Source organism: Haloferax sp. Atlit-109R, from assembly GCF_003665865.1.
GTDB lineage: Archaea > Halobacteriota > Halobacteria > Halobacteriales > Haloferacaceae > Haloferax > Haloferax volcanii.
In genome coordinates, this window is the sequence record NZ_QPLO01000002.1 from 272,791 (window position 1) to 287,655 (window position 14,865).

The 14,865-nt window shown below is 70.4% G+C and carries 15 protein-coding genes; 5 read left to right on the forward strand and 10 right to left on the reverse strand.

All coding sequences use genetic code 11. The annotated features are described in order from the left end of the window. Window positions 1-4: 4 nt before the first annotated feature. Entirely contained in the window at window positions 5-1,264 is a 1,260-nt protein-coding gene (locus DVK03_RS10020; protein ID WP_115802855.1) for an NAD-binding protein, read from the forward strand. Window positions 1,265-1,340: 76 nt separating this feature from the next. Here DVK03_RS10020 and DVK03_RS10025 read toward each other — a convergent pair whose 3' ends face one another. The 5 genes from DVK03_RS10025 to DVK03_RS10045 all read right to left on the reverse strand — a co-directional run bounded on the left by DVK03_RS10025 (window position 1,341) and on the right by DVK03_RS10045 (window position 6,044). Next, entirely contained in the window at window positions 1,341-2,765 is a 1,425-nt protein-coding gene (locus DVK03_RS10025) for a universal stress protein (RefSeq protein ID WP_115802856.1), read from the reverse strand. A gap of 9 nt (window positions 2,766-2,774) precedes the next feature. Beyond that, window positions 2,775-3,503, reverse strand: coding sequence for a nucleoside phosphorylase (locus DVK03_RS10030; RefSeq protein ID WP_004042710.1), 729 nt, complete (start codon window positions 3,501-3,503; stop codon window positions 2,775-2,777). A gap of 94 nt (window positions 3,504-3,597) precedes the next feature. Then, complete coding sequence (locus tag DVK03_RS10035; protein WP_115802857.1) at window positions 3,598-4,128, reverse strand: hypothetical protein; 531 nt, start codon at window positions 4,126-4,128, stop codon at window positions 3,598-3,600. Between the two features lie 68 nt (window positions 4,129-4,196). Beyond that, entirely contained in the window at window positions 4,197-5,114 is a 918-nt protein-coding gene (locus DVK03_RS10040) for a carbohydrate kinase family protein (RefSeq protein WP_004062370.1), read from the reverse strand. 120 nt (window positions 5,115-5,234) lie between these two features. After that, window positions 5,235-6,044, reverse strand: a complete 810-nt coding sequence (locus DVK03_RS10045) for a DUF63 family protein (protein ID WP_115802858.1) — start codon at window positions 6,042-6,044, stop codon at window positions 5,235-5,237. 66 nt (window positions 6,045-6,110) lie between these two features. Between DVK03_RS10045 and deoC the strand changes: the two genes are divergently transcribed. Both deoC and DVK03_RS10055 read left to right on the forward strand, forming a co-directional pair. After that, on the forward strand, window positions 6,111-6,749 hold the full coding sequence (gene deoC / locus DVK03_RS10050; RefSeq protein ID WP_115802859.1) for a deoxyribose-phosphate aldolase: 639 nt from the start codon (window positions 6,111-6,113) through the stop codon (window positions 6,747-6,749). A 113-nt stretch (window positions 6,750-6,862) separates the two neighbouring features. Further along, entirely contained in the window at window positions 6,863-7,849 is a 987-nt protein-coding gene (locus tag DVK03_RS10055; protein WP_115802860.1) for a calcium/sodium antiporter, read from the forward strand. A gap of 50 nt (window positions 7,850-7,899) precedes the next feature. Here DVK03_RS10055 and DVK03_RS10060 read toward each other — a convergent pair whose 3' ends face one another. Together DVK03_RS10060 and DVK03_RS10065 are read right to left on the reverse strand one after the other, a co-directional pair. Then, the gene (locus tag DVK03_RS10060; protein ID WP_115802861.1) at window positions 7,900-9,120 is read right to left on the reverse strand and encodes a PQQ-binding-like beta-propeller repeat protein; all 1,221 of its coding nucleotides are present in this window, start codon (window positions 9,118-9,120) and stop codon (window positions 7,900-7,902) included. Continuing rightward, a complete protein-coding gene (locus tag DVK03_RS10065) occupies window positions 9,117-10,325 on the reverse strand; it encodes a PQQ-like beta-propeller repeat protein (RefSeq protein ID WP_115803316.1) in 1,209 nt (402 codons plus the stop codon). Before DVK03_RS10065 ends, DVK03_RS10060 begins: the two co-directional genes overlap by 4 nt. 365 nt (window positions 10,326-10,690) lie before the next feature. Here DVK03_RS10065 and DVK03_RS10070 point away from each other — a divergent pair, with 365 nt between their 5' ends. Beyond that, on the forward strand, window positions 10,691-11,980 hold the full coding sequence (locus tag DVK03_RS10070) for a tRNA (N(6)-L-threonylcarbamoyladenosine(37)-C(2))-methylthiotransferase (RefSeq protein ID WP_115802862.1): 1,290 nt from the start codon (window positions 10,691-10,693) through the stop codon (window positions 11,978-11,980). Window positions 11,981-12,037: 57 nt separating this feature from the next. Here the strand turns inward: DVK03_RS10070 and DVK03_RS10075 are convergent, their stop codons facing one another. Next, window positions 12,038-12,487 (reverse strand): GNAT family N-acetyltransferase, encoded by a 450-nt coding sequence (locus DVK03_RS10075; protein WP_004062377.1) that lies wholly within the window; start codon window positions 12,485-12,487, stop codon window positions 12,038-12,040. Window positions 12,488-12,578: 91 nt separating this feature from the next. On the opposite strand from DVK03_RS10075, the gene DVK03_RS10080 reads away from it, so the two are divergent. Continuing rightward, window positions 12,579-13,169, forward strand: coding sequence for a S26 family signal peptidase (locus DVK03_RS10080; protein ID WP_004062378.1), 591 nt, complete (start codon window positions 12,579-12,581; stop codon window positions 13,167-13,169). A 54-nt stretch (window positions 13,170-13,223) separates the two neighbouring features. On the opposite strand, the gene DVK03_RS10085 is transcribed toward DVK03_RS10080, so the two are convergent. Next, window positions 13,224-14,159: a cation diffusion facilitator family transporter gene (locus tag DVK03_RS10085; RefSeq protein WP_004042686.1), complete on the reverse strand. Its 936-nt coding sequence runs from the start codon at window positions 14,157-14,159 to the stop codon at window positions 13,224-13,226. Window positions 14,160-14,240: 81 nt separating this feature from the next. After that, window positions 14,241-14,807: an HIT domain-containing protein gene (locus DVK03_RS10090; RefSeq protein WP_004062379.1), complete on the reverse strand. Its 567-nt coding sequence runs from the start codon at window positions 14,805-14,807 to the stop codon at window positions 14,241-14,243. Between the last annotated feature and the right edge of the window lie 58 nt (window positions 14,808-14,865).

Below are 14,865 nucleotides of genomic sequence, written 5' to 3' on the forward strand. Positions count from 1 at the left end.
AGACATGGCTTCGGTACGCGAGTGGGTCGGTGCCCGCGCGACCATCGGGACGGTGTTCGTCGCCGCCGTCCTGTCGGTCGCCATCGGCATCCTCAACATCAGTTCCCCGGTCGCCGGCGGCGTGCTGGCACCCTACATCCCCGACGCGGTCCGCATCACCGCCGGCTTCACCGGGACGCTGACGGGCTTTCTGCTCCTCGCGAGCGTCTTCGGGCTCCGCCGCCGCTACCGCGCCGCGTGGTACTCGACCGCGGTGTTGCTCCCGGTGACCGCCGCGCAGGGGCTCATCCAGTCGCCCGAGCGGGCGGCCCCGCTCGTCGGCCTCTCGCTTATCAGCCTCGCGCTGTTGGTGTTCAATCACAGGGCGTTCGACCGCGACCTCGATCTGACGGCGACGCAGCTGTCGGCGCTGCTCGCCATCGCGGGCGCACAGACCTACACGACCGCCGGCGCGTGGGCGCTCAGAGAGCAGTTCAACGGCATCGACACGCTGTTCGACGCGTTTTATTTCGGCGTCGTCACCGGTAGCACGGTCGGCTACGGCGACATCTACCCGCAGACCGCCATCGCCAGGCTGTTCGGCATCTCGGCGCTCCTCATCACGGTGGCGACGTTCGCCGTGGCGCTCGGTGTCCTGCTCACGCCCGCAATCGAAGCGCGACTCACCAAAGCACTCGGACGCATGACCGAATCACAACTCGACATCCTGGAGAACCACGTCCTCGTCCTCGGCTACGGGGAACTGACCGAACCGATTCTCGAAGAGCTCGGCGACCGCGCCCGCGTCGTCATCGTCACGCCCGACGAGGGGCGCGCCAAGCGCCTCACCGACCGCGGCTACGACGTGGTCACCGACGACCCGAGCGACGAGGAGGCGCTCCAGCGGACCCGCGTCGACGCCGCCCGCTCGGTCGTCGTCGCCACGAACAACGACGCCGAAGACGCGCTGGCCATCCTCACGGCGCGACAGCTCAACCCCGACGTGCACATCGTCGCGGCGGCGACCCAGCGGGAAAACGAGCGGAAACTGCGCCGCGCCGGGGCCAACACCGTCATCAGCCCCGCGGCGCTCGGCGGCCACTTCCTCGCGGAGTCCGCCGTCGGCGGGAGCGGCCTCGAAACCATCGAGGAACGGCTGCTCGACGAACAGCCCACCGAGCCGGCCGAAGACGGAACGGGCGAGGCGGACGACCCCGGAACGGGCGAGGCAGACGACCCCGGAACGGGCGAGGCAGACGACCCCGGAACGGACGACCGTAACTGACGACCCCGGCGACGCCGGTCGCAACCGCGAGCCGATTCCGACGCCCGCTGCTCCGCGTCGCTCTCTCTCTCGGCGCTCAGTGCCCGCGGTCGAACACCGCCACGTCGCAGTCTATCTCGCGGATGCGCTCGAACGTCGGCGGCGAGATGAACCGCGAGGCGGGCGAGCGGTCGCCGCTGGAGCCGAGCACCACGAGGTCGTAGGAGGCGGCGTTGGAGGCGATAAACGCCGTCACCTCCGAGCGGGCGACCCGCGTCTCGATGTTCCCGTCGGCCGTCTCGACCAGATTGGCGAGCTTCGACTCCGCGGGCCGGCGTTCGACCTCCGAGGAGATGCACGTCGTGACGCTCACGCTCCCCGTCTTCCCGGCGAGGCGAGTCGCGAAGTCTATCATCGCGTGGGCGGCGTCGCCGGGGCGCGCGACGAGGACGAGAACGCGCCGCCAGCGGTAGGTCTCGCCGGTCGAGCGGAACGCCACGGTGTCGTACGAGCCGCCGAACAGGCCGCGGATGTAGTCCGAAAGCAGGCCGCGGTCCTCCTCGTAGGGCGTCACCACGAGGTCGGAGTTGGTGTTCGCCGCGGCCTCGGTGGTCGCCGTCAGCGGGTCGCCGCGCGCGACGGCGATTTCCACGGGGACGCCCAACTGGGTCCGTAGGTTGTGGGCGCAGGATTCGAGGCGCTCGACCGACGCGTCGGCGTCGGCGTCGAGTTCGCCGTCGGCCGTGGTGTCCGGGGTCGCGTCGCTCTCGTCGGCCGGCGTCGCCGGGAGCACGTCGAGGAGGACGACTTTCCCGGCGCTGTGGGCGGCGGCGAGCCGGGCGGCGAAAAAGGCCGTCTGGGTCGCCGTCTCGCCGCGCATCGGGACGAGGACGTGGTCGTCGCCGCGGACGGTTCCGTAGAGGTACTCCGCGCGGCGCTCGTAGAACTGCTCGCGCCAGACGGTAAAGGCGATGGCGATGACGACGCTGGCGAAGAAGATGCTCACCACGTACTCCTCGGGGTTCACGTTGCCCGTGACGAGCGTCAACAGCGCCGTCGAAAACGCGGACGGCGCTTCCACGTCTAACGCCCACGTCGTCGCGCCCGCGAGGAAGATGGCGAGCGCCGCCGCCGACGGGTGGACGAGCGCGGTCCCGGTCGGGCCGTACGCCCAGCCGGTGAAGCCGACCGCGACGAGGCCGCAGAGCGCGCCGACCGTGAGGGCGACGACGAACTTCACGGGCGAGGCGTACCGCCCCTCGGGGTCGGAAAACAGCGTGTACGACCCGGACGCGAGCGGCGGGAACAGCAGGAACGACAGCGTGCTGACCGAGTTGGAGATGAGCGTCACCACCGCGATGAGCACGGGGATGATGAGGAGAATCGAGAGATGCAGCAGGTTGTTCGTGTTCTCTATCCAGCGGCCGAACGCCACCATCTCGCGCCGCTCTATCCGGCGAATCCGGTCGCGGAGCGCGCCGACGCGTGCGACCGCGCGGGCCGCGAGATGGCGAGGGTCCACGGCTGTCGTCTACGCGAGGTCGGCAACGGCGTCGAGCGAGATGGAGATGGCGCGCTCGACGTTGTTCTTCGCCTTCTCGGGGAGTTCCTCGTCCGAGTCGGCTCCCTTCTGCGTGCCGGCGACGAGGTTGCCGTCGACCGTGCAGATAGCGCCGGCGCGGAGCCCCCGACGGCGGGCGAGCGAGAACACCGTCGCGGCCTCCATCTCGATGGCGAGCAGGCCGGCGTCGTTCCAGTCTTCGACGTACTCGTCGGACTCGTTGTAGAACGCGTCGTCGGAGACGATGGGGCCGACGTGGACGTCCTCGTCGTTGGCTTCGGCCGAGTCGACGAGCGACGTGAGCACGTCGTAGTCGGGGACGGCCGGGTACACCTCGGACTCGTAGCGCTTCGAGGTTCCTTCCTCCTTGGCCGCGCCCGTGGCGACGATCATATCACCGACTTCGATGTCCGCTTGCAGCGCGCCGATGGTGCCGACGCGGATGAACGTCTCCACGCCGACGCGGGCGAGTTCCTCGATGGCGATGGCGGCCGACGGGCAGCCGATGCCGGTCGAGGAGATGGTGAGCGGGACGCCCTCGTACTCGGCGTTGACGACCTTGTACTCGCGGTTCTGCGCGACTTCCTCGACGTTCTCGCACTGCTTTGCGATGCGGTCGACGCGCCCGGGGTCGCCCGGGATGAGCGCGATGTCGTTCACGTCGCCTTCTTCGACGAGGAGGTGGGGCTGTTTCGCCATGTACCGACCCACTCGGGTCGCGGGCAAAAACGACGCGGTTCGACCGGGGGGCACGGACCGCGGTCCGTCGGCCGGGCTTCCGACCGAGCCGCCGTCACGCGAACCCGGTGAAAATCGCCGGCGCGAGGACCAGTAGCGTCGCCCCGAACACGAGCGAGGAGCGGAGCCACTGCCCGCGGACCGCCGTCGCGCGCTCCTCGTAGATGCGCCGGCCGGCGCGGGGGAAGATGAACCGGGCGAACGCGACGTAGATGAACGCCACGACGACCGCGGTCGCGACGAGGTGCGAGGGGAGATCGATGCCGATGCCGGCGACGCCGAGGTCCGGCGCGACGGCGTCGGTGACGAGGTAGACGACCGCGTAGAGGACGCCGGCGAGCGCGCCGGCGGCGTGGTGGGCGACGTTCGCGTCGCCGAAGCTCACCTCGTCGGGCGTCGTTCGGCGGACGACCGCCGCGGCGACGTACGCGGGGGTAAAGCCGTCGTCCTGCCGCCACATCGGGATGGCCATCACGACGGCGGCCGCGGCGCCGACGACCGCGCCGAGAAGCAGTCGCCCGGCGACTGCGCCGAGGCTCGACACGGCGTCGAGGGCGGCGACAGCGGCCGGGAGGTGGTCAAACATCGTCCCGACGAATGGCTGGTGAGGATAAAACTGGTTGGGTCGGAGCCGAGCGGCGTGGACGCGGCGGCTCAGCCCTCGACAAGGTCGTCCAGCCGCCGCCAACTGAGTTGCGTCCGCGCGCCCGGCTCGGCCGCGGTGAGCGCCCCACAGGCGTTGGCGACCGCCAGCGCCCGCTCGTAGGTGGCTCCGTCGAGGCGGGCGGCGATGAAGCCCGAGGCGAAGGCGTCGCCCGCGCCGGTCGTGTCCACCGCGTCGATGGGATAGCCGGGGTGGACGTGTCGGTCGTCGCCGTCTCTGACCTCCGCGCCGCGCGGGCCGTGTTTGAGGACGAGCGTCGTCTGCGCGAGCGCCTCGGCCACGTCTGAGACGGGGTCTGCGGCGGCGTCTCGTCCGCGCTGAACCGCCGCTTCACCGAGCGCGGTGGCGGCCTCGCGGTCGTTGAGAAAGACGTAGTCCACCTCGCGGAGCGCGTCGGCGTAGCCCCGGTCGCCGACGCGCCGCCCGGGGTCGAAGCTGACGGTCGTCTCGACCTCGTGGGCCCGTCTGGCGAGCGTCGCGGCCGTCTCGGGCGACTGGCTCGTCAGGTGGAGGTGGTCGGCGGCCGCGAGCGGGTCGGTCGGGAGGTCGGTCGCCTCGAACGCCTCGTTGACGCCGGGCGACCCGAGGACGAACACCTCGCCCGCGGCGTCGACGACGATGTACTTGACCGTGGTCGGGCCGCCGTCGACGCTGACGACGTGGCGGCAGTCGACGCCCTTCGAGGCGAGTTCGGCGACGGCGGCGTGGCCGTGTTCGTCGTCGCCGACGCTCCCGAGGAGCGCGGCGGGCACGTCGAGGCCGACGAGGCCGCTGGCGACGTTGGCGGCGCTGCCGCCGCCCGCGCCGACCCGCGACTCGACGGTCGCCTCGCCGTCGGGCTCCGGCAGGGCGTCCACGCGGAGGGTGACGTCCCAGTTGACGTGGCCGGCGCAGATAACACGGGACATGCGTCCGCGTAGGTCGGGTCGCCGGTGGGATAACTCTCCCGGGTCGGGCGACTACGGAGCGCGGCGCAACAGCGGGCATGCGGAGGCCGGTAGGCGGGCGGCCCAAACAGGGTCGCGGCCTCAGCCGGCGATGGCGAACAACAGGAGGTTGTGGACGCCGGGGCCGAGGCCGACGGCGGCGACGAGGCCCAACAGGAGCGACCCCTCGGTCGGGTCCTCGCGGACGTAGTCGGCGAGGAGGGCGACCACGAAGCCGGCGACGGCGAGTTTCACGAGGACGAACAGCCAGCCGACGCCGATGACCTCCGCGGTCGGGAGCGCCGCGGCGGCGTCGAGGATGACGCGCGACAGCGGCGTCCGCTCGCCGAAGCCGAGCACGTCGACGCCGACGGCGGTCGACAGCGCGTCGAGGGCGTGCCCGAAGAGTGCGAGGAGGCCGAGCGACCCCGCGGCGGCCGCCTCGGGCGCGAGTCGCGTCACGACCCGCCACGTCAGCGGGGTGACGACGACCGCGGCGACGAGGGCGAGACCGGGCCAGGCGACCGAGAGCGTCCCGGCGGCGAGGCCGGCGAAGAGCGCGAAGCCGGCGAGGCCGGCGGCGACGAGCAGCCCCGGAGCCGCGAGCGTCTGCGGCGAGGCGAGGTCGGCCGCGTCGAGCGCGAGCCACGTCGCGCCGGCGACGACGGCCACGGAGAGGTAGACCGCGGGCGTGCCGGCGAGCGGTTCGACCGCGGGCGGGAGCGCGCCGACGACGTAGAGCACGTGGAGCGCCGACCCCGACACCATCCACGGGACGAGCGCGAGGACGTGCGCGGGCGTGACCGTCGGGCGCGTTCGAGTCAGTCCGACGCCGACGCCGACGAGTCCCGCGACGAGGGCGACGAGGTAGGGGAGCGGCGGGAGCGCGAACCCCTCGGGGAGGATGGCCATGCAGGAGGCGCGGCGGGGCGGCGTGAAAGCCTTACGTTCTTTAGCCTCGGGTCGCCTCGACAGGGTATGAACCGAGCCGACCTCGCCGCCCGCATCGACCACACGGTCCTCGGACCCGAGACGACGATGGCCGACGTGGAGGCCGTCCTCGACGCCGCCGCCGAGTGGGGGATGAACGCCTGCATCCCGCCGTGCTACGTCGCCGAAGCGAGCGAGTACGCCCCGGACGTGTTGCTGGCGACGGTCGTCGGCTTCCCCCACGGTCAGCACACGACGACGGCCAAGCGCGAGGAGGCCGTCGACGCGTGGCAGGCCGGCGCGGACGAACTGGACATGGTCATCAACGTCGGTCGGCTCAAAGCCGGCGACGACGAACTCGTGACCGAGGACATCTCGGAGGTCGTCGCCGCCGTCCCGGTTCCCGTGAAAGTCATCATCGAGACGGCGCTTCTCACCGAGGCAGAGAAACACCGCGCCTGCGAGGCGGCCGCCGAGGCCGACGCCGCTTTCGTCAAGACCTCCACCGGCTTCGCCGACGGCGGCGCGACCGTCGAGGACGTGGCGCTCATGGCCGAGTACCTGCCCGTCAAGGCCTCCGGCGGCGTCGGCTCCTACGACGAGGCGGTCGCCATGTTCGAAGCCGGCGCGGAGCGCATCGGCGCGTCGTCGGGCGTCGACATCGTCTCCGGCGCGCCCGAGGAGTAGGTCGGCGGTCTCGCGGTCTCGCGGTCTCGCGGTCTCGCGGTCTCGCGGTCGTCGATAGATTGTGAACGCCGCGCGCCCAACATTGATTATCCGACTCCCGGGAACTCAGTACCATGCTCAGAGGCGGACCCGTCGTTCAAATCGGCGTCATTCTCGTGTCAGTGCTCGGGCTCTGGGTCGGCGCGCGGCTGTTGGTCGACGCCGCCGTTCGGTCGGCTCGGCGGTTCGGCCTCTCGGAGCTCACCATCGGGCTGACAATCGTCGCAATCGGGACCTCGACGCCGGAGCTCTCGGTCGCGGTCGACGCCGCGTACAAGGGGTTGGGCGACATCGCGGTCGCCAACGTCCTCGGCTCGAACATCTACAACGTGGCGTTCGTGTTGGGCGTCATCTCGCTGTTCCGGGTGATTCCGGTCGCGGAGTCGCTCGTCTCCCGCGACGGCGTCGCCCTGCTGGCGAGCACGCTCCTCGGCGGACTGGTTCTGTTCGACCTCCGGGTGACGAGGCTCGAAGGCGCGCTCTTAGTCGCGGCGTTCGTCGCCTACACGGCGTACCTGCTCCGTGGCACCCAGACTGAGGCCGATGGAGCAACTGAGCAATCGGCCGACCAGTCGCTCGGAGACGGCGGCGTGACCCGCCCGATAACCGACCGAATCGACTTCCCCGGGCGGGACGCCGTGTTCCTCGCGGGCGGGTTGGCGCTGGTGGTGGTGAGCGGCGACTACATGGTGCTCGCCGCCTCGGAGCTGGCCCGCGGGGCCGGCGTCTCCGAGTGGGTCATCGGCGGCACAATCGTCGCGGCGGGGACGTCGACGCCGGAGTTCGCCGTCTCGCTCGTCGCGCTCCGACGGGGGAGTCTCGGCGTCTCGGTGGGCAACGTCGTCGGGAGCAACATCCTCAACATCACGGGTATCGTCGGCCTCGCGGCGGTCGCTCGCCCGCTCGCGGTGAGCGCCTCGGCGCTCGGGACGTTCGCGTGGCTCGTCGCGGTCACTCTCCTCATAGTCGCCGCGCTCTGGACCGGGAGAGTCCTCTCCCGCTTGGAAGGTGCCTTCTTCGCGACCTCCGAGGTCACGCGGTGGATACTGGGGCTCATCTGAGGGTCGCGGTCTCCCGAGACGACCCTGTCGAGCGCCCCCGAATCGCTCTGTTACCCGGCCCGCAACGCGACGAGTCGCCGTGGTCCGTCGTCGCCGCCGGATTCGACGACGAACAGCGCGTCGCCCGCCGGCGTCGGACCGGTCAAGGCGCGCCCCGCGAGGTCGTAGCGCCAGCGGACGCCCCCGACGCGAATGTCGTCGAGGCCGACGCCGCCCCCCGTGTCGTAGGCGACGACGCCGCCGTCGTCGCTCGTATCCGAGACGAAGACGGTGTCGCCGGCACCCGCCGGCGGGGCAAAGAAATCGTCGCCGGCCGCCCACGAGGGGGAGCCGGAACGTTTGTCGAAGGCGTCGAGGCCGGCCCCGTCGGTCGAAAAGATTCGCCGGGGGCCGACGACGAGCGAGCCGTGGGGCGAGGGGTCTTCTTGGTGCCAGGCCACCGCACCGGCGCGGAGGCCGCCGCTGAGTCGGGCGACGCCCGCGCCGAAGAAGCCCGCGAACACGTCGCCCGACCCGGCGACTGCGAGCGCCTGCACGCCGCCGGGGAGTTTGGTTCGCCACGTTCCGGTCAGGCCGCGCTTGACGCCCTCGTCGCGGAACGTGACCACCTCGCCGCCCTCCGTGCCGGCGACGACGGTGTCGTTCCGGGCCGCGAGGGACCGAACCGGGCCGAACACCTCCTCGCGCCACTCGACGCTCCCGTCGCTGGCGCGGACGCGGTAGAGGTTCCCCGCGGTGTCAGCGGTGTAGAGACAGTCGCGGTCCGGTTCGGGTCGGACGACCGGAGCCCAGACGCTCGACTCGGTCGGCGCGTGCCACGCTTCTTCGCCGTCGTGGGTGTACGCGAGCACGCCGGTTCTGGCCCCGGAATGGCCGACGTAGACGCGCTCCGAACCGACCGTCACAGACGAGCGAAAGACGCTCTGAGTGTCGCTTTCGACCGACCACAGCTCGGTGCCATCGGCGGCCGAAAACGCCCGGAGGCGCTCGCTGGTCGCGAGATACACCGTCTCGTCGAACACGACCGGGCGCGCCAGTTCGAGGCCGTTCACCTCGATGCCCCACGACTCGCTCGGCTTCGACGCCGGGCCGGTCGCACGGGGGTTGTAGCCCGTCCCTTCGGGGGAGAAGTACGGATGTTGCCAGTCGGTCCGCCCGTCGCCCGTGGAGCCCTCATCGCCGCCGACACAGCCCGCGAGACCGACGGCTGCGCCGGTTCCGAGAGTCCCGAGGAACGCCCGTCTCGATAGTCTCGCGTCGGGGTTCGTCACGACTCCGACCCGCCGGCGTCCGCGGTCGTTCCCGCGCTCGACTCGTCGGCGTCGGCGTCGGCGTCGGCGACGACAGTTATGCTCGGCAGGCCGTCGTCGCGGACGAGCGGGCAGAGCACCCGGCGGTCGGTCGCGGCCAGCGAGTGGCCGACGTTACGACCGAGCGAAATCGACCAGCGCTCGCGGTCACCGAACAGGCCACCGTCGCCGGTTCGGTTCAGGGCGACGAGGTCGCCGCGTCCCGTGCCGACGTAGACCGTGTCGCCGACGACGCTCGCGGCGGAGACGGTCTCTTCGGGGTCGTAGCGCCACCGCTCCTCGCCGGTCGCGCTGTCGAGCGCCCGGAGCGACCCGCGGACGGCGTAGAGGCGCTCGCCGTCGAACGCGAGGCGTTCGTGGACGCCGCGGTCGTCCTCCCAGACCACGTCGCCGCTGCGCCGTTCGAGCGCGGCGATGCGGTCCCAACCGGCGAGGTACACCCGCTCGTCGCCGACGACCGGCGCGACGGTTTCGACCGTCTCGGTCGGAGCCTGCCAGCGGGCACGTCCGTCAGTTCCGAGGCAGTAGAGCCGCTGGCCCTCGGTGACCACGAAAATCGAGTGGAGGTTGACCGCGAGGGGTCGCCGGACCGCGCCGAACAGCGACCGCGTCCATTTGACCTCGGCGGCGTCGATATCGACCGCGCAGACGCGCTCGTCGTCGAGGCCGAGAAACAGCGTCTCGCGGTCGTTGGAGAACGCCGGCGGCGTCCGCGGGCGGCCGGGGAGTTCGATAGTTCGGAACAGCCGACCGGTCCGGGCGCGGTAGAGCGCGAGTCGGTTCGGGCCGTGGACCGTCACACCGAGCGAGTAGGCGATTCCGTCGAGGACGACCGGCGCGGTCCACTCCTCGCCCTGTGCGGTCCACAACTCCTCGCCGGCGGCCGGGTCGAGCGCCCGTATCGGGTCGCTGGGCGTGTAAGCCACCCCGTCGGCGGCGACTGGCTCGGTCGAGCCCATCCCGAAGTCGGGTTCGTACTCGATAGTCGGCTCGGAGATGGCCGTTCCGTCGCGGAGGAACGCGGTGTTCGCGTCGTCGTGGGCGTAGGTCCGCCAGCCGTCTTCGAAGCGGACGCCCTCGGGGAAGTCGTCGTCAGTCTGTCCCTCGTCGCCGCCGAGGCATCCGGCGACCCCGGCGACCGCGCCCGCTCCGAGCAGGCGAAGCACGCCGCGGCGGGTGCTGGTGCCGGTGGCGGCCGAAGCCGACTCCCGAGCGCCGGCCGAAGCCGGGTCGTCGGTCCCGGCCGAGTCGCTGGCGGAGGGCGAATCGGGCGGTGTCCTGCGGGAACGCATCGACCGAAACGTCATAGCACAGTGACAAGTACTTTTTCGCCGGGCGCGGTGGCGAGGGTGCGAGTGGGAAGCGGGAGGTGAGAGGCGGAAAAAGCGGAGGGAAGACTGCGGATGCGGCGATGACGCTCAGGGAGCGCGCAGACGACCCCCGAGAGACGCTATCACGGGTCGCGGACGCCGGCAGTCTCGGGGGAGACCGCGGCGTTTTTGCCCGCTGACCCGGTACGTGGGATAACCGAATGGCCCGATACCACATCGAGACATACGGCTGCACCTCGAACCGCGGCGAGAGCCGCGCCATCGAGAGCGCGCTCCGCGACGCCGGCCACTACCGCGTCGACGGGCCCGAGGAGGCCGATGTCGCCATCATGAACACCTGTACGGTCGTGGAGAAGACGGAGCGGAACATGCTCCGTCGGGCCAAAGAGCTGGCGGCGGAGACGGCGGACCTCATCATCACGGGCTGTATGGCGCTCGCGCAGGGCAACGACTTCCGCGAGGAGGGCATCGACGCCCAGATTCTCCACTGGGACGACGTGCCGACCGCCGTCACCAACGGCGAGTGTCCGACCCCCGGCCCCGGCGTCGAACCCGTCTTGGACGGCGTCGTCGGCATCCTGCCCATCGCCCGCGGCTGTATGTCGAACTGCTCGTACTGCATCACGAAGTTCGCCACCGGCCGGGTGGATTCGCCCTCGGTCGACGAGAACGTCGAGAAGGCGCGGGCGCTCGTCCACGCCGGCGCGAAGGAACTCCGCATCACGGGCCAGGACACCGGCGTCTACGGCTGGGACAACGGCGACCGGAAGCTCCCCGAGCTACTGGACCGCATCTGCACCGAAATCGACGGCGAGTTCCGCGTCCGCGTCGGCATGGCCAACCCCGGCGGCGTCCACGGCATCCGCGACGAACTCGCCGCGGTGTTCGCCCGACACGACAAGCTCTACAACTTCATCCACGCGCCCGTGCAGTCGGGCTCCGACGAGGTGCTCGAACACATGCGTCGCCAGCACCGCGTCGACAAGTTCAGAGAAATCGTCGAGACGTTCGACCGCGAACTCGACTACTGGACGCTCTCGACCGACTTCATCGTCGGCTACCCGACCGAGACCGACGCGGACCACGAGCGGTCGATGGAGCTGCTCCGCGAGGTTCGCCCCGAGAAGGTCAACGTCACGCGCTTCTCGAAGCGCCCCGGCACCGACGCCGCGGACCTGAAGGGCCTCGGCGGGACGCTCAAGAAGGAGCGTTCCAAGGAGATGTCCGAGGCGAAGATGGACATCGTCGCCGCCGCGTACGACGAGATGGTCGGCACGGAGCGCGAGGTGCTCGTCGTCGAGGAGGGTACCGGCGACTCCGTGAAATGCCGCGACGAGGCCTACCGCCAGATAATCGTCCAGAACGCCACCGAACACGGCCTCGAACCCGGCGACTTCGCCCGCGTGACGGTGACCGCCCACCAGACCGTCTACGCCTTCGCCGAACCGGTCGAGGCACAGCCCGAACCGCGGGAGCCCACCGCCGCCTGAGCGGGCGGTTGCGCGCCGAAGACGCGTCGCCCCGCCGATTCACACTCCGCTCGGTTCTCAGTTCTCGTCGCGCCCGCGGACGCCGCCCTCGCCCACTCGGAGAAACATCCCTTTCGACGCCGGCGCGGTCGGTTCGAACCCCCAGCGCTCGTAGTAGCCGTCCACGTCGGCGAGGAGATTCACGAACGCCGACGGCGGGGCCTCGCGGTCGAGGTAGTCCACGAGCGCGTCCATCACGCGGGTGCCGAGCCCACGGCCCTGATGGTCGGGGTGGACCGCTACGTCGACGACCTGAAAGACGGTACCGCCGTCGCCGACGAGCCGACCCATACCGACTATCTCGTCGCCGGTCGCCCCCTCGAAGACGACGCGCACGCCGAAAATCGTGTTCGGAACGCCGCGCTCGGCGGCCGCGAGAGACCGGGGAGGCATCCCCGCGGCGTCGCGGAGGGAAACGTACGTCTCGGGGGCGGGAAACTCGGGGACGAGGTGGTAGTCGTCGTTCACGACTCGACCGTCGCGCCACCCGGCCCTAACGGTTTCTCTCACGCCGACGCCGGCAACAAGATTGATAGCGACGCGACGGCTGACAGCACCCGTGTCCGACGACAGTCAATCGGAGGCCCGAGCGTTCGCCAGAGACGCGCTCTCGACGGTCGCGGTCGTCGTCGCGGTCGGCGCGGTGCTGTTCGCGGTGAGCGGCGTGTGGCCCCCGATGGTCGCCGTCGAGAGCGGGAGCATGCAACCGACTCTCGAACGCGGCGACCTCGTCGTCGTGACCGCGGAGGGTCGCTACGGCGGCCCCGCGGCCGACGACTACGGCGTGGTCACGGCCAACGCGAGCGAGGGCTACGGCCGGCTCGGCGGCCCGGGCGATGTCGTCGTCTACGACACGCCGTCGCGCGACGGCTCGCCCATCATCCACCGCGCGGTCTTCTGGGTCGAGGACGGAGAGAACTGGTACGACCGGGCCAACGCGTCTTACGTCGACGACGCGGACTCCTGTGCGGAACTCCTGTACTGCCCCGCGCCGCACGCCGGCTACGTCACCCGCGGCGACGACAACGACTACTACGACCAGGCGCGGGGCATCGCCCCGCCCGTCCGACCCGACTGGGTGCGGGCGAAAGGCCAGTTCCACGTGCCGTATCTCGGGGAGCTACGGCTGGAAGTCCAGAAGCTGCTTTGAACCCCCAGCGGTCGTCAGCGGTCGTCAGCGTCCGTTAGTGGCAGTTAGTGGCCGTCAGCGGTCGTCGCCGCCGTCGGGCGAGAACATGGTGTAGCGCTCCGTCTCGTCGTCTTCCTTCCACTCCCCGAGTTCCTTCGGGTCGATGTGGACGAACACGTCGTCGACCTCGTCGATGTTCCGAATCGCCTGCACGACCCACGTCTCGATGTCGTGAGCCTCGGCAATCGTCATGTCGCCTTCGACCTCGATGTGGAGGCTCACGTCGATTTCGGGGCCGACGTAGTGGGCGACCACGTCGTGTGCGCCGTACACGTCGGGGTGCGACAGGGCGGTCTGGACGATGAGCGCCCGGAGATACTCCGGCGGGGCGGCCCCGACGAGGTAGTTCACGTTGTCGCGGACGATTTCGTAGCCGGTGTAGACGATGCCGATGGAGACGACCATGGCGGCCAGCGGGTCCAAGATGGGGTAGCCGAACTGCCCGCCGACCACGCCGACGAGCGCCGCGCCGGCGGTGAGGATGTCGTTTCGGTTGTCGACGCCGGCGGCGACGAGCGCCGGCGAGTTCTGCTCGCGGCCGACCGAGTAGCAGTAGCGGTAGAGGACGTACTTGGCCGCCGCCGCGACGACGAGGACGACGACGCCGAGCGTCCCCGCGTCTCCGCCGTAAGTCCCCGCGAGGATGCTGGACGTGCTCTGCCAGAGAATCGCCCCGCCGGCGGCGAAGATGCCGACCGCGACGAAAAGCGAGATGAACGGCTCGATACGCTCGTGGCCGTGGGGGTGTTCCCAGTCCGGCGGCTTCGTCGTCAGATAGAGGCCGCCGAGGATGATGGTGCTGTAAACCGCGTCCGCGAGGCTGTTGACCGCCTCGGACCCGAGGGCCAGGCTCCCGGTCGTCCACCACACGCCGGCCTTCCCGGCGACGAGAAGCACGTTCGCCGCGAGGACGACGAATCCGACCCGACGGATGGCCCGTTTCCGCTCCATTACCGTGGCTTTCGGGAGAGGGGTTCAAATGCGCTTCGGGCCGGAGCGGGCTATTAGATGCACTCGACGTGAGTTTTAGAGTCAGTCTAATTCGAAGCGAACCGCGTCGTCGTCGCCGTCGACGAGTGCCCCGTCGAGGCCGGCGAACGCTTCGTGAAGCTGGTCGTAGGAGTCGTCGAGGGCCTGCACGAGCACTTTCGTGTCGGAGATGACCGGCATGAAGTTGGTGTCGCCGTTCCACCGCGGGACGACGTGGGTGTGGAGGTGGTCGTCGATGGAGCCGCCGGCGGCCGAGCCGCCGAGGTTCTCGCCCGCGTTACAGCCGTCGGGGTCGAAGGCGGCGTCCAACGCGGCGAGCGTCTTCGATTTGAGCCGGGCGTGGTCGAGGAGTTCCGCGTCCGAGAGGGCGGCGAACTCGCCGGTGTGGCGGTGCGGGATGACCATGACGTGCCCCGGCGCGTAGGGGTAGTTGTTCAGGAGGACGAACGAGTGCGGCGAGCGGGCGACGATTTTGCTCTCTCTGTCGTCGTCGCGCTCGGGGAGCGCACAGAAGGGACAGCGGTCGTCGTCCGGGTCGTCGGCGTCGGCGTCTTGGTCGTCGTCGCGGGCGACCCAGTCGATGCGCCACGGGGCGAACAGTTGGTCCATGGCGGCTCAATGGGCCCGGATGGGCAAGCCGTTTCGGTCTCGAGGCGGTCGGTGCTGG